This window comes from Marinomonas colpomeniae, from assembly GCF_014803385.1.
Taxonomy (GTDB): Bacteria; Pseudomonadota; Gammaproteobacteria; order Pseudomonadales; family Marinomonadaceae; genus Marinomonas; species Marinomonas colpomeniae.
Genome location: NZ_JACYFC010000002.1, coordinates 476358 through 498591, shown reverse-complemented (window position 1 = coordinate 498591; position 22234 = coordinate 476358). Strand labels below are relative to the sequence as shown.

General features: G+C 42.8%; 25 protein-coding genes. 5 read left to right on the top strand and 20 right to left on the bottom strand.

Going from position 1 to position 22234, the window contains the following annotated elements; all coding sequences use genetic code 11:
• Window positions 1–115: 115 nt before the first annotated feature.
• From IF202_RS07485 to IF202_RS07435, 11 genes are all read right to left on the bottom strand, one after another.
• Window positions 116–481 (bottom strand): cupin domain-containing protein, encoded by a 366-nt coding sequence (locus tag IF202_RS07485; RefSeq protein WP_191594258.1) that lies wholly within the window; start codon window positions 479–481, stop codon window positions 116–118.
• Window positions 482–616: 135 nt separating this feature from the next.
• Entirely contained in the window at window positions 617–1843 is a 1227-nt protein-coding gene (locus IF202_RS07480) for an allantoate amidohydrolase (protein ID WP_191594257.1), read from the bottom strand.
• Window positions 1843–3063 (bottom strand): pyridoxal-phosphate-dependent aminotransferase family protein, encoded by a 1221-nt coding sequence (locus IF202_RS07475; protein ID WP_191594256.1) that lies wholly within the window; start codon window positions 3061–3063, stop codon window positions 1843–1845. The genes IF202_RS07480 and IF202_RS07475 overlap by 1 nt, the downstream gene beginning before the upstream one ends.
• 56 nt (window positions 3064–3119) lie before the next feature.
• Window positions 3120–3938 (bottom strand): sulfite exporter TauE/SafE family protein, encoded by an 819-nt coding sequence (locus tag IF202_RS07470; RefSeq protein ID WP_191594255.1) that lies wholly within the window; start codon window positions 3936–3938, stop codon window positions 3120–3122.
• Window positions 3939–4044: 106 nt separating this feature from the next.
• Entirely contained in the window at window positions 4045–5652 is a 1608-nt protein-coding gene (locus tag IF202_RS07465) for a gamma-glutamyltransferase family protein (protein WP_191594254.1), read from the bottom strand.
• Window positions 5649–6872 (bottom strand): amidase, encoded by a 1224-nt coding sequence (locus IF202_RS07460; protein WP_191594253.1) that lies wholly within the window; start codon window positions 6870–6872, stop codon window positions 5649–5651. Before IF202_RS07460 ends, IF202_RS07465 begins: the two co-directional genes overlap by 4 nt.
• Window positions 6873–7003: 131 nt before the next feature.
• Window positions 7004–7747: a BPL-N domain-containing protein gene (locus tag IF202_RS07455; RefSeq protein WP_191594252.1), complete on the bottom strand. Its 744-nt coding sequence runs from the start codon at window positions 7745–7747 to the stop codon at window positions 7004–7006.
• 57 nt (window positions 7748–7804) lie between these two features.
• A complete protein-coding gene (locus tag IF202_RS07450; RefSeq protein WP_191594251.1) occupies window positions 7805–8365 on the bottom strand; it encodes a biotin transporter BioY in 561 nt (186 codons plus the stop codon).
• Entirely contained in the window at window positions 8365–8988 is a 624-nt protein-coding gene (locus IF202_RS07445) for an energy-coupling factor transporter transmembrane component T family protein (RefSeq protein ID WP_191594250.1), read from the bottom strand. The genes IF202_RS07450 and IF202_RS07445 overlap by 1 nt, the downstream gene beginning before the upstream one ends.
• Window positions 8963–9733, bottom strand: coding sequence for an energy-coupling factor ABC transporter ATP-binding protein (locus tag IF202_RS07440; protein ID WP_328797207.1), 771 nt, complete (start codon window positions 9731–9733; stop codon window positions 8963–8965). The genes IF202_RS07445 and IF202_RS07440 overlap by 26 nt, the downstream gene beginning before the upstream one ends.
• A 366-nt stretch (window positions 9734–10099) precedes the next feature.
• On the bottom strand, window positions 10100–10933 hold the full coding sequence (locus IF202_RS07435; RefSeq protein ID WP_328797206.1) for a MurR/RpiR family transcriptional regulator: 834 nt from the start codon (window positions 10931–10933) through the stop codon (window positions 10100–10102).
• Between the two features lie 324 nt (window positions 10934–11257).
• On the opposite strand from IF202_RS07435, the gene IF202_RS07430 reads away from it, so the two are divergent.
• The 4 genes from IF202_RS07430 to IF202_RS07415 are packed head-to-tail and all read left to right on the top strand — an operon-like array spanning window position 11258 to window position 14102.
• Window positions 11258–12049: a transporter substrate-binding domain-containing protein gene (locus IF202_RS07430; protein ID WP_191594249.1), complete on the top strand. Its 792-nt coding sequence runs from the start codon at window positions 11258–11260 to the stop codon at window positions 12047–12049.
• Window positions 12050–12058: 9 nt separating this feature from the next.
• A complete protein-coding gene (locus tag IF202_RS07425; protein ID WP_191594248.1) occupies window positions 12059–12721 on the top strand; it encodes an amino acid ABC transporter permease in 663 nt (220 codons plus the stop codon).
• 15 nt (window positions 12722–12736) lie between these two features.
• On the top strand, window positions 12737–13387 hold the full coding sequence (locus tag IF202_RS07420; protein WP_191594247.1) for an amino acid ABC transporter permease: 651 nt from the start codon (window positions 12737–12739) through the stop codon (window positions 13385–13387).
• Complete coding sequence (locus IF202_RS07415) at window positions 13374–14102, top strand: amino acid ABC transporter ATP-binding protein (protein ID WP_191594246.1); 729 nt, start codon at window positions 13374–13376, stop codon at window positions 14100–14102. Before IF202_RS07420 ends, IF202_RS07415 begins: the two co-directional genes overlap by 14 nt.
• Before the next feature lie 267 nt (window positions 14103–14369).
• Here IF202_RS07415 and IF202_RS07410 read toward each other — a convergent pair whose 3' ends face one another.
• The 6 genes from IF202_RS07410 to IF202_RS07385 all read right to left on the bottom strand — a co-directional run bounded on the left by IF202_RS07410 (window position 14370) and on the right by IF202_RS07385 (window position 17839).
• Window positions 14370–15056 (bottom strand): fumarylacetoacetate hydrolase family protein, encoded by a 687-nt coding sequence (locus tag IF202_RS07410; RefSeq protein ID WP_191594245.1) that lies wholly within the window; start codon window positions 15054–15056, stop codon window positions 14370–14372.
• Window positions 15057–15399: 343 nt separating this feature from the next.
• The gene (locus IF202_RS07405) at window positions 15400–15690 is read right to left on the bottom strand and encodes a YciI family protein (protein WP_191594244.1); all 291 of its coding nucleotides are present in this window, start codon (window positions 15688–15690) and stop codon (window positions 15400–15402) included.
• A 41-nt stretch (window positions 15691–15731) separates the two neighbouring features.
• The gene (locus tag IF202_RS07400) at window positions 15732–16211 is read right to left on the bottom strand and encodes a GNAT family N-acetyltransferase (protein WP_191594243.1); all 480 of its coding nucleotides are present in this window, start codon (window positions 16209–16211) and stop codon (window positions 15732–15734) included.
• Window positions 16212–16260: 49 nt separating this feature from the next.
• Complete coding sequence (locus tag IF202_RS07395) at window positions 16261–16770, bottom strand: hypothetical protein (RefSeq protein ID WP_191594242.1); 510 nt, start codon at window positions 16768–16770, stop codon at window positions 16261–16263.
• 117 nt (window positions 16771–16887) lie between these two features.
• Window positions 16888–17472: a hypothetical protein gene (locus IF202_RS07390; RefSeq protein ID WP_191594241.1), complete on the bottom strand. Its 585-nt coding sequence runs from the start codon at window positions 17470–17472 to the stop codon at window positions 16888–16890.
• Between the two features lie 13 nt (window positions 17473–17485).
• Complete coding sequence (locus IF202_RS07385; RefSeq protein WP_191594240.1) at window positions 17486–17839, bottom strand: DUF805 domain-containing protein; 354 nt, start codon at window positions 17837–17839, stop codon at window positions 17486–17488.
• 173 nt (window positions 17840–18012) lie between these two features.
• Here IF202_RS07385 and IF202_RS07380 point away from each other — a divergent pair, with 173 nt between their 5' ends.
• On the top strand, window positions 18013–19071 hold the full coding sequence (locus tag IF202_RS07380; protein WP_191594239.1) for a helix-turn-helix domain-containing protein: 1059 nt from the start codon (window positions 18013–18015) through the stop codon (window positions 19069–19071).
• On the opposite strand, the gene IF202_RS07375 is transcribed toward IF202_RS07380, so the two are convergent.
• The 3 genes from IF202_RS07375 to IF202_RS07365 form a co-directional block, all read right to left on the bottom strand.
• Complete coding sequence (locus tag IF202_RS07375) at window positions 19068–20084, bottom strand: alpha/beta hydrolase family protein (protein ID WP_191594238.1); 1017 nt, start codon at window positions 20082–20084, stop codon at window positions 19068–19070. The genes IF202_RS07380 and IF202_RS07375 overlap by 4 nt on opposite strands.
• Before the next feature lie 196 nt (window positions 20085–20280).
• Complete coding sequence (locus IF202_RS07370; RefSeq protein WP_206705418.1) at window positions 20281–21261, bottom strand: aldo/keto reductase; 981 nt, start codon at window positions 21259–21261, stop codon at window positions 20281–20283.
• 96 nt (window positions 21262–21357) lie between these two features.
• The gene (locus IF202_RS07365; RefSeq protein WP_191594237.1) at window positions 21358–22212 is read right to left on the bottom strand and encodes a fumarylacetoacetate hydrolase family protein; all 855 of its coding nucleotides are present in this window, start codon (window positions 22210–22212) and stop codon (window positions 21358–21360) included.
• Window positions 22213–22234 lie beyond the last annotated feature (22 nt).

Genomic DNA, 22234 nt, shown 5'->3' with positions numbered 1-22234 from the left:
AGATGTTACTTTGCTCTGCAAAACTATTGAAATTGAAACCAAGAGCAACCCCACCCCTTCCACTTACTTTTTAGCTGAAGGAAAGCAAAAAGGAAGGAACTAGTGATGTTCAGGTCTAAAAGGTGACGTCTTCCGGTACGGTGACGAAGATGGAGTGGCGGATTTCATTGAAGAGCGCTTTGCTGCAATGGCCTTCGCCTGCGGTGTCTTCTAGAAGGATTAAATCACCACCACCGAATTGGCGTGTTTCGCCAGAGGATACTTTGAACTCACATCGTCCTTTAATAATGAAAAGAAGCTGACGCTGTGGTGCTGGATGCCATTTAAAATCGTAGTCGCTTGGGGTTTCACGAAAGATAATGTCGCCCGCTGGGAATCGTTCTGACAAAAAACCAATCGGCCCGCCGTCTTTCAGCTCGAGTTCCAATTCACCAAAGTGGCTTTTGCCTTCTTTATCGTTGTAAATTCTTGTGAACTTCATTTTTTACCTCACAAATTCTGAATGTCTTTTGATAGCGTATGAGAAAAATCCAACATAACACCAGAGCGATTCTTCGAGTCTTCTCGGGAAGCTGCGGTGTTCTGTGAGCTCTTCAGCAAAACAAACTATCTAACCCTAACCCAAGTTTTTAATAGCGTGATCCAAAACCTCTAACGCCACCGCGACATCTGGTGTAGTAATCGCTTCCGCTGGATTATGGCTGATACCTTTGTCACAACGCATAAACAACATAGCTACAGGGCAAATGTCCGCAATCGCCATAGCATCGTGCCCTGCACCAGAAGGCAATGTCAGTACTTTGTGCCCTGCGTGTTCTATGGCGTTACGAAGGACTCCCTGCAATGCTGAGTCACAATGAACCGAAGGCGCAGAATGGGTTTGCTTCGATTCTAAAATCACGTTTCGACGGTCGGCGATGACCTGTATTTCTGCCATGATTTGCGCCAGTCCTGCATCGCGTTTCCCATCAAATTCACTGCGAATGTCTAATGAAAATTGAGTGTTACCTGAGATGACATTTACGCCATTGGGACGGTTATTTATCTGTCCGACGGTGGCAACAATGCCATGTTCTTGAGCGACTTTTTCCACGACCAAAATCATTTCACTGACCGCGCATAATGCGTCTTGACGTAGTGGCATTGGCACTGTGCCTGCGTGTCCCGCCATGCCTTTGACAGACAGATCAAAACGCTTCGCGCCAGCAATCGCACTAACCACGCCAACCGGTAAATTTTCGTCTTCTAACACAGGACCTTGTTCAATGTGAAGTTCCAAATACCCTATTAAATCATCTGTAGAAATGGCCGCATTGGGGATTTTATCGAAGTCGGAGCCGAAGGTTTTTAAAGCATTTTTTAAACTAATACCGTCAGCGTCTTCCACTTCTGCCCATTCAGCTGGCCATTCGCCTGTGAGTGCACGACTGCCCAATAAAGTAGAACGAAAACGCGTACCTTCTTCGTCGCCAAACCCAACGAGATCAAAATGAAATGGCAATTCGATAGATTGTTCATTAAATTCATTTATTAAGGAGATCGGCGCCAATACCCCCAACATACCATCATATTTACCGCCATTCGGAACCGTATCCAAATGACTGCCCACTAAAAATCGTGGTGCATTTGGTGTTTTACTTTCCAAACGTCCCCACAGATTTCCAGCTTCATCTTGCCAAGTTTTCATACCCGCTTGGGACATCCATTCGCCCACTAATTGGTTCGCCTGCTGGTGCTCTGGTGTGAGATAGCGTCGATCCAAATTTTCATCTGATTGACTGATTTTGCCAAGCTCATCACAACGCATCATGACTTGTTGTGCGATTTTGCCGTAATCAGGCATTATGATTCTCCACTGTAAACAGCCATCGCAGCATCAACCGCTTCACCTGCTGACAAGCTGAATCCAGCACGTCGCAATACAGTTTCAAGAGATTGTAAGGTTTGCAATACCGCATCTTGGCGGGCGTTATAACCCATGGTTCCGATACGCCATACTTTGCCTTTTAGTGGGCCAAAGCTGGTGCCAATTTCAATATTAAAGGTATTCAACAAAGTATGACGAATCGCTTCGCCGTCTACATTATCTGGAATATGTACACCAACCACATTGCTCATTTTGTGTTTCAAATCGCCAAACGGTTGAAGCCCCATGGCTTGAACACCTGACAACATGGCATTGCCTGCAAACTGATGACGCTTTAGTACTTCGTCTTGGCCTTCGGTCAATAAACCCACTGCGCATTCACGCGCACCAAACAACATGGTGGCGGCTTCCGTGTGATGATTCAGGCGTTCATCGCCCCAATAATCCATGATCATGGGTAAATCAAAATAGTTTGAACGAATACGCTGACCCGTCGCGCTTTTGTGATGGGCATCACGAATACCCGCTTCAACATGAGCACGTTTGCGGACGCAATCGACAAAGCGATCACTCAAGGTCATTGGCGCACTGCCTGATGGACCACCAAGACATTTCTGCAAACCAACCGACACCGCATCGATTTTCCACGCGTCTGTCTCAAATGGATTTCCGCCGATTGATGCCGTCGCGTCTGTGTAAAACAACACATCGTGAGCGCGGCAAATATCACCAAGCTCTTCCAATGGCTGCAACATGGTTGTCGAGGTATCGCCTTGAACAATCGCTAACAACTTTGGCTGTATTCGCTTTAATGCCTCTTCAATTTGCTGAGGATCAAACACTTCACCCCAAGGTACTTCAATTGTATGAACTTCGGCATCGGCGCGTTCTGCTATTTCTGCCAACAAGTGTCCAAAGCGACCAAAGATCGGCACCAAGACTTTATCGCCTGGCTCCAAACAGGAGATCAGCGCGGCTTCAATACCCGCGCGAGACGTTCCATCGATCAAAAAGGTTTGTTGGTTCTGTGTATTAAATACACGACGGTACAGTTCCATGACTTCGTTCATATAACTTGTCATGGTCGGATCGTATTGCCCAACCAATTGCGTCGACATCGCAGTTAACACACGCGGATAACAGTTAATTGGGCCTGGGCCCATTAATAACCTTGGAGGAAAAGACAAAGGTTGCATAAGTACTCCTAATGAGAAAGACGTCTAATGAGAAAAACGCTTAATTAGAGAAACGTTTAAAAAATGGATTGGTAAAGCATGCGTAAACCCGTGATGATCAACACAATAGCAAAGACTTTTTTCAATTTCGCGGAATCAAGACGACTCCCAAGACCCGCTCCAATAGGCGCAAACACAACCGTTAATGGTACGATGCAAGCAAAACCAATCACGTTTACCAAACCAATCGTACCGAAAGGCGCATCGATTGGACGCTCACCGAATATCAACATAGTAATGGCGGCTGGAAGGGAAATAATCAAACCCACAGCGGCGGCGGTTCCCACTGCGCGATGAGCTGGATAGTTACAAAAAGTCAGTGTTGGCACTGTTAATGTCCCGCCACCAATACCCACCATGCTGCTGAACAAACCGATCAAGGTCGCCATAACACTTTGACCCGTTTTTCCCGGTAACGACTTGAACATGGCCTCTTTGCGTGCGAACAACATATTCAACGCCGACAGACAGGCAACGATGCCGAACAACAGCGTTAGCCATTGGCCTTCAACACGGGTAACGACAACACTACCGATCACAACACCGATGAATATAAACACGCCCCAATGCTTCAATAGATCAAAATCCACATTGCCTTTGGCACGGTGCGAACGAATAGAGCTGATTGATGTTGGAATAATGGTCGCCAAAGACGTTGCCGTCGCGACTAACATTGCAGTATCACTGCTGATGCCCAAACCTTGATAAATAAAGAACAAAACAGGAACGATGACGATACCGCCACCCACACCCAATAACCCCGCCAGAATACCGCCGACAATGCCGGTTCCCATCATGGCCAATAACATTGGGTAATTTTCCATTACAAATGACATTCATTTTTCCTTTTTCTAATTCAGATCAACTAAAATCAACAATTACTACTGTGTAAATTACCACGTAAATTAGCGTTAAATTCACGACAAAAACTCAGTAACTTCACTATGTAGCACTAACTTCATTATTTTGTAGCGCTAAGCCATCGCTGCGCGTATCGGTTGCCGCTAATACTTCACCATTACCAAGCAATACAACGGCCCCAGCGTGCCCCATCATTTCACTTTGCGAATCGACAACGACCAAATCATGTCCGCGTGTTTTCAATTCGTCCGCGACCATTTCGGCAAAATCTTCTTCAATTTTCAAATTATGGCTCACATCACCCCAAGTGCGACCCAACAACCAGCGACCTTCGCTAATGGCTTTATCTAACGGCATATTGTGATAAACATAACGACTAAACAGCGCCGCTTGAGTTTGTGGCTGACCTTCTCCGCCCATGGTGCCGTAGCTCATACGACGGCCATCGTTCAGTTCAGCGAACGCAGGGTTCAATGTATGGAAAGGTCTCAGGTTTGGTCCAAGCTCTTGAAGTGAGCCTTCTTCCAATGAGAAAGATGAGCCTCGGTTGTTCCAAACAATGCCAGTAGAAGGGCTCACCACACCGCAGCCGAATTCCCAATAAAGGCTCTGAATGTAACTCACCATCCGGCCTTCACTGTCACACGCGCCCATCCAAATGGTATCGCCGTGCTTCGCCATATGAGGCCAAGTCTGTGCGCGGTCTAAAGAAATATTACTCAGCATTTCTTCCAGTGATTCATCGGCTAATAAAGCCTCTAAATCTGCTGTTAAACGTGATTCGTCCGTCACGTACTGATTACGTGCAATAAAGGCTTGTTTGGTCGATTCAATTAACAAATGCGCCATGTCGGTTGGCGTTTTAGCTTGTGTATGTAAACGGTCGTACAAAGCCAAAATCAATAACGACGCGATACCTTGAGTCGGCGCAGACAAATTGTATAAGGTTCCTGCACTGGTTGTGACTTGCAGCGGTTTTACTCGTTTAGCTAGATAAGAATGAAAGTCTTCCAATCGAATTGGCGAACCTGCAGTTTCTAAGTCTTTTGCCAATTCTTGCGCGATTTCACCATGATAAAAATCGTCTAAACCATTTTCAGTAAGGCGTTTTAGCGTTTTCCCTAAAGCTGAAAGTATTAAATTATCGTCTTTCTGATAGACGATACCGTCTTTTAAATACACCGAAAAGCCTTGAACGTCGGCTAAATCATCAAAAACCTTATTACTGGCGTCTACATAGGTTTGCGTCACCGCACTGCCGTTTTCAGCAAATTGAATAGCGTCTTCCAATAAACCTGATAAAGGCAAAGGCGATTGCCACGTTTCGCTGATCGATAAGGCTTCTTGCCAACCGGCTACCGCGCCAGCCATCGTCAACGCGGCTTTTCCGCCTCGCGTTGGAATGCTTTCGCAGCCGCTGTTCTTATAGAAATCAAGCGTTGCACCTTGTGCCGCTTTACCAGAAGCATCGATGCCAACTGGCGCTTTTCCCGGCTCACTAATCAGCCAAAAACCATCACCGCCTAAACCATTCATGTGCGGATACACAACAGCAATTGCTGCCGCTGCGGCCACCATAGCTTCTATCGCGGTGCCACCTTGTTCTAGTATTTTTTGCCCTGCTTCTGTCGCTTTAAAATGCGGTGCCGTAAACGCGATCCCACTTTTATTCCTATTCTCTTGGCTCACAAGCTTTGCTCCATCAATGTTTTTGCAAATTCAATTAACGCTAAATCACTGCCCTTTGACCCAATCAAAGACAAACCGCACGGTGCACCATTCAATTCACAAACAGGTAAATGCAATTGCGGCAAACCCGCTAATCCAGCAATGGCCGTCATGTCCATTAATTGATTACGGTAAGCCGCCAAATCGTCCGCGGAGGCAGTAAACAATGGCGATAAACCCGGTGTTGTTGGAATAATAAGAACAGAGTCTTTTAACTCGCCTTGAATCCAATCAGCAAAATCTTTGCGCTGTTGTTTCGCTGCAGCGATGTCATCAGCCGAAATCGTTGCACACCATTCAAAACGTAACTGAATATCAGGTGCGAATTCTGGCTGCACTTCTGTAATCCAATCGCCATGTTCTTGCCAAATTTCCGCACCTTGTAAAGTACGAAACGTTTCACTGGCTTTCCACGCTTGAGTATCAATAAGCAAAGAGGCTTCGTCTGTTAACAATCCTTGATGACGCCATAGATCAAGTTGCGTATGTAGCTCGCGACTATGGGCAACTTGATCGACTAAATTGTCGCAAATCAGAACCTGATTAAAGGAAGTTAGGGCGTTTTCTGGCAACACTTTACTAAGTAAAACCTTAGCGACATTCTCTAAGGTTTCTAGATCTTTCGTCATCCATCCGACCGTATCAAAAGATGGTGCTAGAGCAACCATGTTGTCGGAATCAATCACACCATGAGTCGGACGTAATCCAAATAAACCGTTGTAACTAGAAGGCACACGAATAGAGCCACCCGTGTCGGTACCTAAGCCAATATCAGCCAGCCCAGAAGCTACCGCTACGGCTGAACCAGATGATGAACCACCTGGTAAACGATCTGGTGTAATTGGGTTTTCAGGGGTTCCGTAATGAATGTTCTGGCCATTTAAACTGTACGCCAATTCATCGGTAATAGTTTTGCCACAGAACTGAACACCAGCCGCAAGTAAAGCCGTTACGTTCGATGATGTGTGAGTTGGAATATCATGACTGGCTAGCCAAGTTGGATTGCCTGCGGAAGTGGGTAACCCTGCCATATGAAACAAGTCTTTCACGGCTAAGCGAAGGCCTTTTAAAGGCTGATCTTTATGAGTAACTGAATCCGCTGTTGTACTGGTAAAAAGAGCGCTATTTCCGTCTTGATCGCTTAACGTAATAAATGGATTTTGTACGATGGCATGTTTCATATGTCCTCCTTAATTAAAACATATGAAACAATCGTTTCACCAAGAAGTCAACTGAAACAGCACTAGGTGCTATGTGTTAGGTAAGATGTTATGAGCACACTGAGTCAGATATTCTTAAAATAGGCGCCTTATTAACAGGAAGGAAGGTCTAGATTAACTAATAAGCTCTCCAGCAGCTCAAGTCGTAAATCGGCATCATTTGGCAACCGAGAAAAATGCTCGTACTGATTGCCGATCACATTAAAGTCCAGCAATTCAACAGCTTCGTTGTCGTATTCGGGATGTGTTGAGCAAAGTAACCATCGCCCCTGACCGTAACGACCAGAGACAATAGCGGCAGGTTTGTCCGGTAAATCGGAAAAAGACGCTAAGACTTCATAACTATCCTTAGCATCAGGCTGAAAAACACAGCCACCCAAATACAGTGATTCGACAAGCTTACCTTGGTATTCCAGCGTCACTAGATGAGCATCGGTTTGGTTATAATTATCGCCGCGACCAAACGCCTCAACTGGGCCGATAGCCGCTCCCGAGAAAAAATTCAGTTCATTGTGAACAATGATTTCATGAGGCAGACCTTGCGCCCATTTCGTCACATTACAGCCCATGTAGGCGCCGCCACAAATACCAAAATAGCGGCCACCCTGTTCAACATAAGCTTTAATTATGTGATTTGCTTTGCCATTGAGTTTATCCGCTTTGTAGCGGCTGGCACCGCCGGGCATCACGAAAAGATCCACATCCTTGCTTAACACGCCGCTTAAAATTTCATTGGCATTAATAAAGCAAACGCTGTTTTTGCCGTAGAGTCGTGTCAGCGCATAATAGAGGATGTGGTTAGCGGAAACATTATCGGTATAAATCTGAATGTTCATCTCACTTCCTCTATTGCAGTCCACAGATATTAGGATTCACGCAGACTTAAACGTCTATTACGATGTGGCTTTAACCTGTCGAGACAGCAAGCTGGCTGGACGAGCTTTAGCAATAGCCCCAGTAAGGAAGGCAGCAATAATCACTTTAATAATGTCTCCAGGAATAAAAGCAACCATCAGTGCAGCGGCCTCGAAGAATGTTTTTTCCAAGACGATCGCCATGCCAACAATACCAAACAGATACACCACAAAGATGCCGCCGATAACGGACGCAATGGCTGAAACAAGGACAATAGAACCTGTGCGCCATTTCTCAACAATCAAACCTGTTACATAAGCAGAGATAGGCCAGCCAATTAGAAAGCCGCCCGTTACGCCAAAGAACAGTCCCAAACCGCCTCGACCACCCGCCAATAAAGGCAAGCCAATGGCAACCAATAACAGCAACAACAACACAGCTAACGCACCGCGTTTGGCGCCCAGTATCGTACCGCAAAGCATAATACCAAGGCCTTGCGCCGTAATCGGCACACCAAAGCCAAGGGTTATTTTAGGGATCAAGCCCAGTGCTGCAACCAAAGCCGCAAACAAAGCAATATAAGCAATATTTTTTTCCATTATTTTCTCTCTTGGTTTTCTTGGTTTGTTAATCCGCCGCGAGCTTTTAAAGCTTCGGCAACATGATCCGCATCGTCAAGCGCGAGGACCGTAAAGGGTAAAATAATTCGCCAGCCAGAGCGGCGAGTTGAGCGAGCGCGCCACGCCAAAGTCAGTTTTTGCCCTTTGGAAACAAGCACTGGAGTCATGCGAATCACTAAGGCAATTGACAGCTCTAATACTCGAGGGTTAAAACCTAGCTTGCGCAGCGGTCGAGTAAGCCAATGTACAACATCAATCATGTCGGAAAGGCGTGTTGTCATGGTCACCAGATTTGCCATCCCCACCGCAGACATCATGCGAAAGGCAACGGTTAAACCCAGCGGTAGCTCATCTGTGAACAGATGCCAAACAACCACAATAAAAACAAATGGCCATAAAATCTTCAGATGCTTCCAGCCATTTTTAAAGAACACGGTTCCCGGTAATGCATAGAGCACAGCGACAAAAGCCAAAAACAAGCCGTGGAAGATAACGCTATCAACAAAGAACAAACCAAAGGTCACCAGACTCAGCAACCCTAGTTTTAATCCAGCAGGCCAATGATGTGCTCGGGTTTCAACTGGAGAGGTCAGAGATATCATCGCTTTCCCCTAGTTCGTGCATGGCCGCTAAATAACGTGACATAACTTCATCAGAATCCCCTAAAGCCGCCACTTGGCCAGCTTCCAACCATAAAAGTTGGTCGTAATTCTGAAGGTCGTCTGGGTCGTGGCTGATATGAATAAGGCTACCGGAAAACGTATCGAGGTAACGCTGTAATTGGCGTTTAGTAGGAATATCCAAGCCAGCAAACGGCTCATCGAGAATAATGAGATTAGGTTTCATAGCGACAATCGACATCAGGCAAACCAGATGTTTTTGTCCATGAGATAAAGTAGAGCAATGCACATCCTGCCAGTGCTCTTTGCCGAACGCCGACAACATTTCCAACACATTCTTTTTGGCTTCGGTTTTGTCTTGACCCAATTGGCGCAACCCGAAGGTCAATTCTTCTAAGACTGTTGGAAAAATAATCTGATGGTCTGGATTTTGAAACAGTAGACCGACCTCTCGCAATGCAGCGCGGCGGTCTTTAAATGGGTTGAAACCAGCAATTTCAAGCTGTCCAGATGTCGTGTCAATCAAACCTGAAAGTAAGCGGGATAACGTAGACTTGCCCGAGCCATTACGACCAATCACACCAAGCCGACGGACATTAGTATCCAGAGACAACTGATGGATGACTTGTTTACCTTCAATCTCTAGGCAAACCTGATCTAACCGAATGGCACAGCCAATCGTGGTGAGTTCTTCAGCAGGGTTGTTTATATTATTGATAATGCACACCAACGTAAATCACAGATAAACGTGCCGTGGACACACGTCCCGTTAAAAATTACAGGGAAGTGCGCGCATCCATACACTTTGATGCGCGAGATACTAGCAACACCAACAACGAATGTAAACTCAAAGATATAGGCAAGAATACTAAAGATTAAAAAATGAACAACTTAGAAAGTGAGTGTAATTCATCTACTGGATAAACGATTAACTCACTACTTGAAATGCCATGCTGGAAGATTTTAGAGTGAATCCCAAGGAATACTAGATCAAACTATCCATATTTAATTTATGCTCGCCATATTGCAATGCATACAGCAAAAACCCCATGAAAATAATAAAGTAAAGTAAAACAAAAACTAACAGACAGATTTAAGGTTCTAATTCATCTAATGCTTCATATAACTCTGCGATGTCTTTAGTCTGACGATTAGCACCATCGCCAAGAAAACCAAATACTCGATTACATAGCATAGAAATAAGGCTCATTGGCGCCGCGTAGCTATCAAAGGGACTTTCGCTACCAAGATGACATACCAACACTTGAGAGACCTGTTGGTTATAAACTTGCCCAGTTGGGTCTGTAATCAATACAGTATCTCGGCCTTCTAATGCCTGAACAATTTGCTTAAATTGACGAGTACGCCGTCTAAAACCAAGTAATACAATCACTTCATCGTCTAAAATATCATGTAAGTCTTCACCTAAAGTTTGACCCGGTTGAGGCAATAACCGAACAGAATGGCGAACTTGCTGGAGCTGTTGACGAAAATGTAGAGCCAATGGATAGGCATTTCGAAAGCCTATTAACGTTACTCGGCTCGCCTTGACTAGACGCTGACTAATATCGTTTAAGGTTTCTGGACTCAAACCTTCAAACGTCAATGCGAGGTTTCTCATTTCCTGAGCAGTTTGGTCTAACGAAGAGCCTTCTGTAAATATAGGCACGCCTCTTTCACGTAAAGCAAGTTGAGCCTGTTTCGCTCCTTGATGAGAGTCGTAACCAAGCTGACGAAAAAAACGGCTCACAGTCGCCTTTGATGTATTGGTGTTATCTGCAATCTCAGCCGATGTCTGGCTTACAATCGCTAATGGATTCTGTTGTAAATAATTGGCAATTGATCGCGCAGAAGGAGACAAGGTGGAATAATTTGTCTCGATCAGGGATAACACATCCTGCTTTGCCTTCACCGGCGTTGTCGTCACGTAAGAACCTCTGCTTGATAATGATTGCCAATAAGGTAATCGATTGTTGATTACCTGCCAACTTAGATTAGCGTTTTATTTCACTAAGCACCAAAAAAGAAACGAAAGTTTCATCGACGCACCGATTTTAAGCATTAAAAACTACCAGAGCTCAATGCTCTTCTCTGAGTCGTTGCTTCGAGTACATATAATTAAAGTCATCAAGCATGAAAGAGAACCTTTTGTTTCACAAGAAAACAAATAAGAAACTTTTGTTTCATATTGGCACGAGAGTTGCTTCTTATATTTCAGGCATTCAATCAATTAAAAGAAAGGTTTTCCCTAATGAAAAAATTAACAAAACTCCTAAGTAGAACATTAATCATCGCAGCAGGTTTTTCTGCATTAAATGCAACGGCTGATGTTTTACAAGACATCACGGATCGTAAGCTGATTCGTATTGCCGTTCCTCAAGACTTCCCTCCTTTTGGTTCTATCGGTACTGATTTAAAGCCACAAGGGATCGATATTGATATGGCAAACTACATTGCAAAGGAAATGGGCGTTGAAGTTGAAATCGTTCCGGTTACCAGCGCAAATCGTATTCCTTATCTACAAACCAAAAAAGTAGACTTGGTTATCTCTAGTTTGGGCAAAAACCCTGAGCGTGAAAAAGCCATCGACTTTTCTACACCTTACGCACCTTTCTTCTTAGGCGTCTTTGGCTCTAATGATGTAAGTATTAACAAAATCCAAGATTTGGCTGGAAAAACTGTAGGCGTTACTCGTGGTTCTGTTGAAGACCTAGAACTAGAAAAACACGCACCTAAATCTGTGAACGTTCGTCGTTTCGAAGACAACAACACAACGTTAACAGCCTACCTTTCTGGTCAGGTTAACTTGATCGCAACAGGTAACTTAGTCGCAACAGAAATTGCAAACCGTCAGCCTCAGCGAGCTCCTGAAAGCAAGTTCATGCTAAAAGACTCTCCTTGTTATGTAGGCATGGCAAAAGGTGAAGTTGCACTACAAGCGAAAGTAAATGAGCTAATTAAAAAAGCATTGGCAAATGGCGAATTAAACAATATTTCTATGAAATGGTTAAAAGCGCCGCTACCAACAGGCTTCGGCGCTTAAGGCTTCCTCATGTTGTATTTCTCTGATCTTTTGCAATACAGCGACGTTTTCTTCAGTGGTCTTATGACCACTGTTGAGCTCACTGTGCTGACAACTATTCTAGGTGTAGCATTAGGAACAGCCTGCGCAACTACTCGTCAATATGGTAATAAAGCCAGTCAACGTGCAGTGACTGTCTATGTAGAGTTAATTCGAAACACACCTTTTATTGTACAACTCTTTTTTATCTTCTTTGGTCTTCCTGCTCTAGGTATGAGGTTGTCACCGTGGGAAGCCAGTATGATCGCTCTCACCATCAACTTAGGCGCTTATAGCACAGAAATTATCCGTGCTGGACTAGGTAGCATCTCTAAAGGTCAAATCGAAGCAGCAAAGGTATTGGGTCTGACTTTTCGTCAAACGTTGACTCGCGTCATCTTCGTACCTGCTTTCGAGAAAATTTACCCAGCGTTAACCAGCCAATGCATAATAGTAATGCTTGGTTCTGCAGTCATTTCTCAGATTTCCGTTGAAGATTTAACATACGCCGCAAATCTTGTGCAATCACGTAACTTCCGCGCATTTGAAAGTTACTTGGTTACTGCTTTGCTTTACCTTGGTTTATCTATCCTTCTAAGGTTTGCTTTTAATACATTAGGCAAACATTTGTTCACTTATCGCGCGACTAGATAAAAGGAGAAAGATTCAATGGTTGAATTTACAAATTACGATATTCTTCGCAATTTATTGTTCGCAACACAATGGACAATTCTACTGTCGATAGCCGCTTTTATTGGTGGTTCATCTGTTGCACTGTTATTAACTGCGATGCGCCTAACTCGCAACTCAGTGATGACAAAGGTAGTGCGTATTTATGTAGAATTGTTTCAAGGTACACCTTTATTAATGCAGATGTTTTTGTGCTTCTTTGGCTTGTCTATGTTGGGTTATGAAATATCCGCATGGGGCGCAGCGATTCTGTCGTTAACGTTTTTTACCAGCGCGTTTTTGGTAGAAATCTGGCGTGGTTGCATCGACACCCTACCAAAAGGCCAATGGGAAGCCAGCCGCTGTTTGGGACTCAACTTTCTTCAAACGCTGCGTTACATCATTTTGCCGCAAGCAATTCGAGTTGCTACCGCACCAACGGTTGGCTTTTCTGTACAGGTTATTAAAGGTACCGCGTTGGCTTCTATTATTGGTTTTGTCGAGTTGACCAAGGTTGGTACTATGCTAAACAACGCCACCTTCGAACCGTTTAAAGTGTTTACTTTAGTGGCCATTATTTACTTCCTGCTTTGTTACCCACTTTCTTGGTACAGCAAAATTCTGGAGAAAAAATTCAATGTCTCTCGTTAACCTACATCAAGTTCATAAATACTACGGCGACCTTCATGTTCTAAAAGGCATTGATCTGGATATCAAAGCTGGAGAAGTAATTTCTATCATAGGAAGAAGCGGTTCGGGGAAGAGCACTCTTTTGCGCTGCATTAATGGTTTGGAAGAATACCAAGAAGGAGGCATTACCGTTGATGGTAACGAAGTGACGTCAGAAGACATTCAAGTACGTCGTCTTGCCCTTAGCGTTGGTATGATTTTCCAAAACTTTAACCTCTTCCCACACATGACGGTTGGCGAAAATGTCATGCTTGCGCCAACAATCGTGTTAAAAAAGAGCAAAAGCGAAGCGGAACAAATCGCTCGCGCCATGCTCGAAAAAGTAGGCCTCGCAGAGAAGTTCGACAGCTACCCAGAAAAACTTTCTGGCGGGCAGCAACAACGTGTTGCTATTGCTCGTGCATTGGCTATGTCACCAAAGGTCTTGCTCTGTGACGAAATCACCTCAGCGCTTGATCCTGAACTCGTAGGTGAGGTATTAAAGGTACTCGAACAACTCGCTAAAGAAGGCATTACCTTGGTTCTCGTTACCCATGAAATGAATTTCGCTCGTGATGTAGGGAGTCGAGTAGTTTTTATGCATGAAGGCAAGGTTTGGGAAGAAGGCGACTCTAAAACGCTTTTATCTGACCCACGAACCGACGAACTAAAACAGTTCATTGGTGCCGTGTTATAGCAATTAATGCTGTAGTTATAGAATTTTCTATGTGTAAGGTGACAAGAGTCAAAAAGACCAGCTTGTTAAGAGGCAAACTGGTCTTTTTATTTATTCTATTTGGTTTAACGAATGTTATTTATTTAGAAAAAGTTCAAATCACATATTGAAACAATATTGCTAGATAAAAAGATTACCTATAAAAGCCACTCTTCAACTATGAATTTTCTACTCAAAAAGCAGAGGCTTGCACTTAATAATACATCATCAAGCACAGCTCAAAAAAAGCTAAACAACGGTAATATTGAATTCGCCTAAGCCTGCGATATTGCCTGTCATAAGGTCGCCTTTTATTATCGAGCCAACACCCGCTGGCGTACCTGCCATAATCAAGTCACCTGCGGCTAATTCATAATATTCAGATAAATAATTTATCATTTCTGCCGTTTTCCAGATCATTTGGTTAAGGTCACCTTGTTGCTTCAATTCGCCATTCACTTTTAGACTGATAGGCCCTTCAGAAAGATGACCCACTTCTGATGCCGGAACAATTTCGCCCATAGGCGCTGATTTTTCAAAAGCTTTACCTATTTCCCAAGGGCGTCCCATTTTTTTCATTTGTCCTTGTAGGTCTCTTCGAGTCATGTCCAAGCCTAATGCATAACCAAAAACATGATCTAGCGCATTTTCGACAGAGATATTACGGCCACCTTTGTTTATGGCAATAACCAACTCCATTTCATAATGCACATTGCTAGACTTTTCTGGATACGTAAATGAGCCAGAAAAGTCTAGATTATTAGGATTTTTTTGGAAAAAGAACGGTGGTTCACGGTCTGGATCGTGACCCATTTCTATTGCATGATCTGCGTAGTTTCTGCCAATACAATAAATGCGACGAACTGGAAAAACTTTATCACTGCCTTTAATTGGAGCAGTCACTTGAACGGGTGGAGTAAATAGATAATTTGTCATCTTGCATCCTTATATGAAGAATATATTAACGCTTTTATTACTAGTGATATTTACACTATCTTCTTGCTGCGTAATACCAAAAGCGTCTACCTAAAGCCGCTAACCTTTCAGCAATTAAAAATGCAAAAAAGAACAGAACTAATGACATGTTCCTGTTAATACATTTAGCCTAGGGCAATTAGAAAAAATAGTGCTAGATCGCTTTCAACTATTTTTTCTAATATTGAGCATAGAAGCTATGAATTAGACTACGGGTTGATGGAAAAGCATTTGGTCTCAGTATCAGAAAGGTTTTCTCATATCCTCAATAGTATAAATATCGCCTTTTCATCTCATCGGTTCATTACAATACAAAAGGTTCGTCAATGGCTTTGCCCCACACTAATAGTTTATAAGATCTCAGTTCTGGAGCGTAGTAAGGATCATTTTTAATGAGTTCTTTTGCTCGTTCAAAAGATTCCACATCCATTACCCATAAATCACCGACAAACTTATCATTTGGTTCTGGTCTCAAGCCACCAGCGATCAGGATTTCAGATCTGTTTGCCTTCAGATAAGCAAGATGCGCAGGTTCATGTGCTTGACGATGTTCTATCATTCCCGCTTTGTCATCGAAATAGGCTACGAGTCTCATTTAGATATCTTTTTAATTATTTTTCTGTTTTAACCATGTATTTAGGATTCGGCCAAAGCAATTAAATTTTCACCTGTTAACTGATAGCCAATCCACTCATTTTTCGGTTTAGCGCCTATTGATTCATAGAAATCAATAGCAGGCTGATTCCAATCCAGTACACTCCATTCGAATCTTCCACAGTTATTTGCAATGGCTATTTTTGCCAAATACTTTAACAATACTTTTCCAGCACCACTACCTCGTTCTGCTTGTGATACATACAGATCTTCAAGGTATAAACCGTGCTTACCAAGCCATGTAGAATAATTAAAGAAGTACACAGCAAAACCAACTGGGTTACCATCTTTTTCACAAATAATAGCTTTCGTTGAAGTCGTTTCAGAGAAGATTGAGTATTTTATAGACTGTTCTGTCGCAAGAACTTCGTGTTCCGCTTTTTCATATCGCGCTAGTTCTTTAATGAATCTTAAAATAGTACTGGAGTCATTTAGATTCGCCTCACGTATAACAATCGACATGATCCCCTCCTATCTATTATGTTTAAAAAGTCATTATAAAAAGTTCAATCTAGATTGCAACGTGACTTATGTATATCAATGCATCCTTGATATCAAAGACAAAAGAAAATATCAGAACACTTGTCATTAGCCCTGACCAAGCACGGAAACTCATTCGCTCGTTACAATTAAAATACGGGCGCTTAATTAGAAATATAAGCAACGCCGGGGACCAACAAACAAGATGCATAATGGCGATACTACCGCCTAAAAATGGCAAGTTGAGCAATCCGAATATAGTGTGACCCATTGTCATAGAAAAGATAAAACCACCGACTGCCCATCTTGCGATTGAGTGCTTCCAAGCAAAATAAAAACCTGCGATGAATGTCCCTATTAAGATAAGTATCCAAATCTGTACCCACCTTGGCGTCACTAAAAAGCCTTCTTGATTAAAAATGTCTAACGCCCCATGGCCAACGAAATATTGACTGTCTAATCCAAAAGCAATACTAGGCAAGATTAAAAGGCTGACAGCCATGACAAGAAATCGAATGACATAGAACAATCTTAAAAACATGTGAAGGGTTGCCCTTTTATTTGTTTAGCGAGTCAGTTCAAAGGACAGACTACTCTTTAAACATAAGAGAGGCAGCAAACTTTTGCGCCTTTCTTATATTCTATTTATTGGTATGAATTAGATTGGTAATAACCTATCACAAGAAGTATTTTCTTTGTCATTACCAAACAAGGACGACCAAGACCATTCACCTGGATTAAGAACGAAGCCGTAACTAAGCGTTAAGCCCGACTCAATTTTAATATCACCCAACCTTCCTTCGCTGCTATCCGTAATATCAAAATCTTCACTGACCACTTCGTCACCGGCGATAAGTTGATTTGCCACTTCGTCAGAATAAATAGTCAATCGAATCGCATCAGTAGAATCGATACCAATGCTAGATCCATTAAAGTCACCAGCGGCAAAACGGATCGGGGCAGAAATACAGCGAGTATTGTCTTGCTGCTTTTCAAGTGAGGACCTCGATATAAGTTCACCTTTTCCGGCAATTCCTCTAAGGTACATCAAGGCACCTACTTTTGGTGATTCTATGTATACGATTGCCTTTATCTCTTTTGATATCTGACTTTCTATTGAGTCGTCTCCGTTTACTGCAGACTTAACAATAGATGCACTTGTTCCAGTAGAAAAAAGCCATAAAAACAACATTAATGAACATAATATAGTGGATAAGTGGGGTAAGTTATTAACAGTTTTCATTTTCTTCTCCTTTTTAAAGAACAGTGCCATTTTGTGGATAGTTAGTATCATTTGTTTGAGGTGCGCTCGGTAAGGCTAATAAAACAAACAATGCCACCATGCCAATTGCTGGTACTAACATCACCAATAACCACCAAGTAGAGCGACCTGTATCATGTAACCTGCGTACGGTTAAAGACAGCGTAGGAAGAAAAATCAACAGGCTATATAGAGCTTCTATTCTCCATGTCATTTCAAAGAAAATTTCTAAAACTACAAACGCAGCAGAGATTAAGACATTCAATAACAGAAACATCCAAAATGCTTCTCGTGATGCCGTTCCTGAAAAGACAGCGTATTGTTTCCAAGCGTCAAAATACCAATTCATACTTTCCTCCTAATAAGTTTTTCGAAGCGAATAAAGTACGTTTTGATGAAAGAATAAACGTCCTAAATCAGGTTTAAGGTCGTCCTTGATACGGTTCTAGGACATAATGCAGAATCAAAGTGAAGGTAAAACTTTTCTGATTGAAAATAATAAACACACTAAACGGAACCATAATGATCGCTATCCCATTGCCTTTTGTCATTGCTTTACTTTTGTTTATTTTGGCGGTTTTATTGTTTATTCGTCGGGAGGAAACAACACAGTCTGCCTTTGTATTTATCGCATTATGCGCACTAACCACGACCATAGTGGGTTTACGTTGGACTTTTGATTATCCCTTGTTCCGTTTACTACAACCTATCTTTGCAGCCTGTATTCCTGCGACAGCTTGGTATTGCTTTTCAAACGCTCACAAGCGTCACAAGTTTCGCCTTTGGCATCTGTTACCACCAATTTTGGTTACCTTAAGCTCGTTTACTTATCCGTTCTGGCAACCGCCTTTAGATCCTGTTTTAACACTCCTTTATGTGGGTTACGGGATAGCTCTGATTCGCGCGTCATTACAAACATCAAATCTACCTGAGCAGGTACGTTTATCTGATATTGATAACGCCTTAAAAGCGGAAAGAATCGCGGGGGGAATGCTACTGATGTCGGCGTCTATTGATGGCGCGTTGGCGGTGGATTTTTCTGTATTTGACGGTGAACATACCCTCATCATTCTGACCATTGGTCATTCTGTATTATTACCTATGCTGGCAATTGCTGTGATCATGATTAGCTTAAGTGTTGCCCCAAGCACGACCGAAACAACAAGCCAAAACGAACCAGAAGCCGCTATTGAAGAACAAAAAGAAAAGCCTCACCACCAGCTAACTGATGATGAGGTCAAAGACATAATCCACAAAATAGATGTGTTACTGACCACTAAAGAAGCTTTCCTCGATCCTGATCTCACATTAGATCGTCTTGCTCGAAAAGCCTGCATTCCTGCACGACAGATATCGGCAGCGATCAATCAGGTGTATGGTCGCAATGTGTCTCAGGTCGTCAATGAATATCGAATTGAACGGGCAAAGTCACTGCTTACTTCTAGCGAAAAAGCCATCACTCAGATTTACTTAGATTCCGGCTTTCAGACTAAATCGAATTTCAACCGAGAATTTTCCAGAGTGACAGGACAAACGCCGAGTGCCTTTCGACGCTCAGCGGTTGATCAAAACACCGTTTAATGAGTCTGAATAAAGCCTAAAATATCTTTAAACATCACATCATGAAGTGTATCTCGCGAGCGCGCTCCTCCATCTTGGCAAACAATGCCATCGCCTTGCTCTTCCTCTTCAAGCAATTCAATCGCACCCTGTTTACAAAGCTGCATAAAACTAAAATGCGCGGCATCTGGATAGATAATGTATTGTCGCTTTGCTGCGGGAATGTATTCTGCCAAAAAACCAGATTCATCGGCTTGAGGTAAATCACCAATGTCCACACCTGCCGCCAGAATAAGAGTCGGTGTAGTGAGTGATTTCAAACTCTCTCTGGACAAGCTTCGCGCTAACCCTAAATCCAAAGACACCACACGTTTAATACGACCATTTTGTAGACTGGCTTCTGGCTCACCTTCTTGATGCTGACCTAAGCCTAATTCTGGCATCAAGCCACACACACGAGGGTTCGATTTTATCAAACATTCTTGCTGTAGTTGGTCTCGATTAAATTCTGCACCCGCTAACATCATCACAGTCCAACCACCCAATGAGTGGCCAATAGCCGTGATATCCGTTGCATCGATAATAGGCCTTAAGTCGGATTTATTAAGCAACCAATCCAATAGGCGAGATAAGTCTTTAGGGCGCTCCCACCATTGGCTCGCTGTCGAAGATGAATGATCAAAGGATGAGGTACCAGGGTGATCAATCGACGCAACGATGTAACCTTGTTGAGCCAGCTTTGTGGCGAGCCAATTTTGATTTCGCCAGTTACCTCGATATCCATGGGAAATCATCACCAATGGAAAACGACCAACCGAAGACGTTCCAATTCGTACTATATCTGTTCCTAAAAATGCCGCATTGTCGGCTATTCTTTCTTTTGGAAACATGGTTTTAGACGGATACCAAATACTGGTTTTTAATGCTCTTTCGCTCTCGCCATATAAAAGAATTTGGTCAAAACCCACAGCCTGCGGCGAAGCATAAACAGTCCAACATGAGATAAATAGAATTAAGTTAATTAGCCATTTCATTAGAGGATTCCTTTTTTGTAAACAGTATTTAACTGAATGAGGAATCAATATGAGAGAGTTATAAAGAGAAAACGTCCTACATCAAGATCGAGGACATCTGATCAAGCAATATCAGGTACTTTCTTAAAAAATATCTGATACGTTAGCGCCAGACAGATTAATGAATGATTGTTTGTTTTTTTTAACTTGGATGACCTTAGATAACATCTGCCAATGAGAGCCAAAACGCTTCTGGAATGTCTTCTTCGTACCAAGCGATGTTTTGTGCCACTCGGCTTTCATTCGTCATGCCAATTAGAATGGATTTAACACAGTCATAGCGAAGTGCATATTGAATGGCAGCAGCCTGAAGCGAGACATTAAACTGCTCACAAATACCTTCTATAGCAATCACTTTTTTCACAATGTCTTGTGGCGCCTCGCCATAAAAATAATGTCCTAGCCCCTTGGAGCCTTTTGCCAATATACCTGAATTGAAAGGTGCAGCAGCAATCAAAGACACTTGGTTTTTAGAGCATTTATCGGTGAAATAATCAGTAATATCATTGTTTAAAAGAGTGAAACAATTTGCCACCATAAAGCAGTCAAATTGAGCATACTCCATTGCTTGATCACAAATCTGCCATTCGTTAACGCCTAAGCCGATATTGCGCACAGCACCTTGTTCACGCAGCTCTGCCATGGCTTTAAAACCACCATCAATAGCTTGCTGTAAATAGTATTGATGTTTTTCTTTATGGGTTAACTCGCCAATATCGTGCATTAACAACATATCGATGCTACTAACACCCAAACGCTGCAAAGAATCTTCAAATGAACGCATGATTCCGTCATAGGTGTAATCGTATTCACGATCAAAAGGACTGGCTTCTACATAACAATCGGCGTCTTTTTTTACACTATTTTTATCTGCATGCAACACTCGCCCGACTTTGGTCGATAAGAAAATATCGGCGCGTGGCATTTCATCTAAAGCCACACCAAGGCGACGTTCGGCAAGGCCAGCACCATAATGAGGAGCGGTATCAAAATACTGGATACCAAGAGAGTGAGCTTTATTGATGGCTTTCGTAATCTCATCATAAGACACAGGGCGGAATAAGTTACCCGCTCCCGCACTACCAAAACCAAGCTCCGTTATAGCGGAACCACTACTGTTTATTATTCTTGTTTTCATTGTACACTCGCTGAGTCACAACCTCTTAAGTGCCAACACTAAAAAGAGGTTGAGTTAGTCACATCTAAATTTGAATATAGATGGCTTGTTATGCCATTAAGCCTTAACCACTTTTTGACATTGCACACCCAGTTTATCGATACCGAGCTTCATTTCTTCACCACCTTTTAAATAAATAGGCGGATTAAAGCCTAAGCCAACACCTGGAGGCGTGCCTGTTGAAATAATGTCACCCGGTTGCAAACTCATAAAACGACTACAGTAAGCAATTAAGTGCGGAACTTTAAAGACCATGGTGGACGTTGAGCCGTTTTGATAACGCTTGCCATCTACTTCCAGCCAAAGGCCAAGATCATTGAAATCACCCACTTCATCAGGTGTCACCAACCAAGGGCCAGTTGGACCAAACGTATCGCAACCTTTACCTTTATCCCATGTACCTGTGCCTTCTAATTGAAATGCACGTTCTGATACATCGTTAATGACGCAAAAACCAGCCACATGTTTCATTGCATCCACTTCAGAAATATCGCTTCCGCCTTCACCAATAACAACGCCTAGCTCTACTTCCCAATCTGTTTTTTCTGAACCTTTTGGAATTTTTACATCATCGTTAGGACCTACTATTGCAGAGGTCCATTTGCCAAAAATAACGGGCTCGGCAGGCACTGGCAATCCAGACTCTGCAGCATGATCTGCATAGTTCAAACCAATACAGATAAATTTACCTACTTTTGTAACACAGGCTCCTAGACGTAACGTTTCCTGAGGAATGCCATCGACTACTGGTAAACTTCCTATGTCCAATGAACGTAACTTCGCCATCGTTTTTGCACTCAGATGCTCATCACAGAGGTCTGGAATAATGGATGATAAATCTCGAACTTGGCCTTTTTCATCAATAACACCAGGTTTTTCTTTTCCTACTGGTCCAAAGCGTACTAATTTCATTATTCACTCCTATCGATAAAAA

Excerpts from the sequence above, each read along its gene's own strand:
- IF202_RS07485 (WP_191594258.1), bottom strand. The coding sequence starts at position 481 with ATGAAGTTCACAAGAATTTACAACGATAAAGAAGGCAAAAGCCACTTT.
- IF202_RS07480 (WP_191594257.1), bottom strand. The coding sequence starts at position 1,843 with ATGCCTGATTACGGCAAAATCGCACAACAAGTCATGATGCGTTGTGAT.
- IF202_RS07475 (WP_191594256.1), bottom strand. The coding sequence starts at position 3,063 with ATGCAACCTTTGTCTTTTCCTCCAAGGTTATTAATGGGCCCAGGCCCA.
- IF202_RS07470 (WP_191594255.1), bottom strand. The coding sequence starts at position 3,938 with ATGTCATTTGTAATGGAAAATTACCCAATGTTATTGGCCATGATGGGA.
- IF202_RS07460 (WP_191594253.1), bottom strand. The coding sequence starts at position 6,872 with ATGAAACATGCCATCGTACAAAATCCATTTATTACGTTAAGCGATCAA.
- IF202_RS07455 (WP_191594252.1), bottom strand. The coding sequence starts at position 7,747 with ATGAACATTCAGATTTATACCGATAATGTTTCCGCTAACCACATCCTC.
- IF202_RS07450 (WP_191594251.1), bottom strand. The coding sequence starts at position 8,365 with ATGGAAAAAAATATTGCTTATATTGCTTTGTTTGCGGCTTTGGTTGCA.
- IF202_RS07445 (WP_191594250.1), bottom strand. The coding sequence starts at position 8,988 with ATGATATCTCTGACCTCTCCAGTTGAAACCCGAGCACATCATTGGCCT.
- IF202_RS07430 (WP_191594249.1), top strand. The coding sequence starts at position 11,258 with ATGAAAAAATTAACAAAACTCCTAAGTAGAACATTAATCATCGCAGCA.
- IF202_RS07425 (WP_191594248.1), top strand. The coding sequence starts at position 12,059 with ATGTTGTATTTCTCTGATCTTTTGCAATACAGCGACGTTTTCTTCAGT.
- IF202_RS07420 (WP_191594247.1), top strand. The coding sequence starts at position 12,737 with ATGGTTGAATTTACAAATTACGATATTCTTCGCAATTTATTGTTCGCA.
- IF202_RS07415 (WP_191594246.1), top strand. The coding sequence starts at position 13,374 with ATGTCTCTCGTTAACCTACATCAAGTTCATAAATACTACGGCGACCTT.
- IF202_RS07410 (WP_191594245.1), bottom strand. The coding sequence starts at position 15,056 with ATGACAAATTATCTATTTACTCCACCCGTTCAAGTGACTGCTCCAATT.
- IF202_RS07405 (WP_191594244.1), bottom strand. The coding sequence starts at position 15,690 with ATGAGACTCGTAGCCTATTTCGATGACAAAGCGGGAATGATAGAACAT.
- IF202_RS07400 (WP_191594243.1), bottom strand. The coding sequence starts at position 16,211 with ATGTCGATTGTTATACGTGAGGCGAATCTAAATGACTCCAGTACTATT.
- IF202_RS07395 (WP_191594242.1), bottom strand. The coding sequence starts at position 16,770 with ATGTTTTTAAGATTGTTCTATGTCATTCGATTTCTTGTCATGGCTGTC.
- IF202_RS07390 (WP_191594241.1), bottom strand. The coding sequence starts at position 17,472 with ATGAAAACTGTTAATAACTTACCCCACTTATCCACTATATTATGTTCA.
- IF202_RS07385 (WP_191594240.1), bottom strand. The coding sequence starts at position 17,839 with ATGAATTGGTATTTTGACGCTTGGAAACAATACGCTGTCTTTTCAGGA.
- IF202_RS07380 (WP_191594239.1), top strand. The coding sequence starts at position 18,013 with ATGATCGCTATCCCATTGCCTTTTGTCATTGCTTTACTTTTGTTTATT.
- IF202_RS07375 (WP_191594238.1), bottom strand. The coding sequence starts at position 20,084 with ATGAAATGGCTAATTAACTTAATTCTATTTATCTCATGTTGGACTGTT.
- IF202_RS07370 (WP_206705418.1), bottom strand. The coding sequence starts at position 21,261 with ATGAAAACAAGAATAATAAACAGTAGTGGTTCCGCTATAACGGAGCTT.
- IF202_RS07365 (WP_191594237.1), bottom strand. The coding sequence starts at position 22,212 with ATGAAATTAGTACGCTTTGGACCAGTAGGAAAAGAAAAACCTGGTGTT.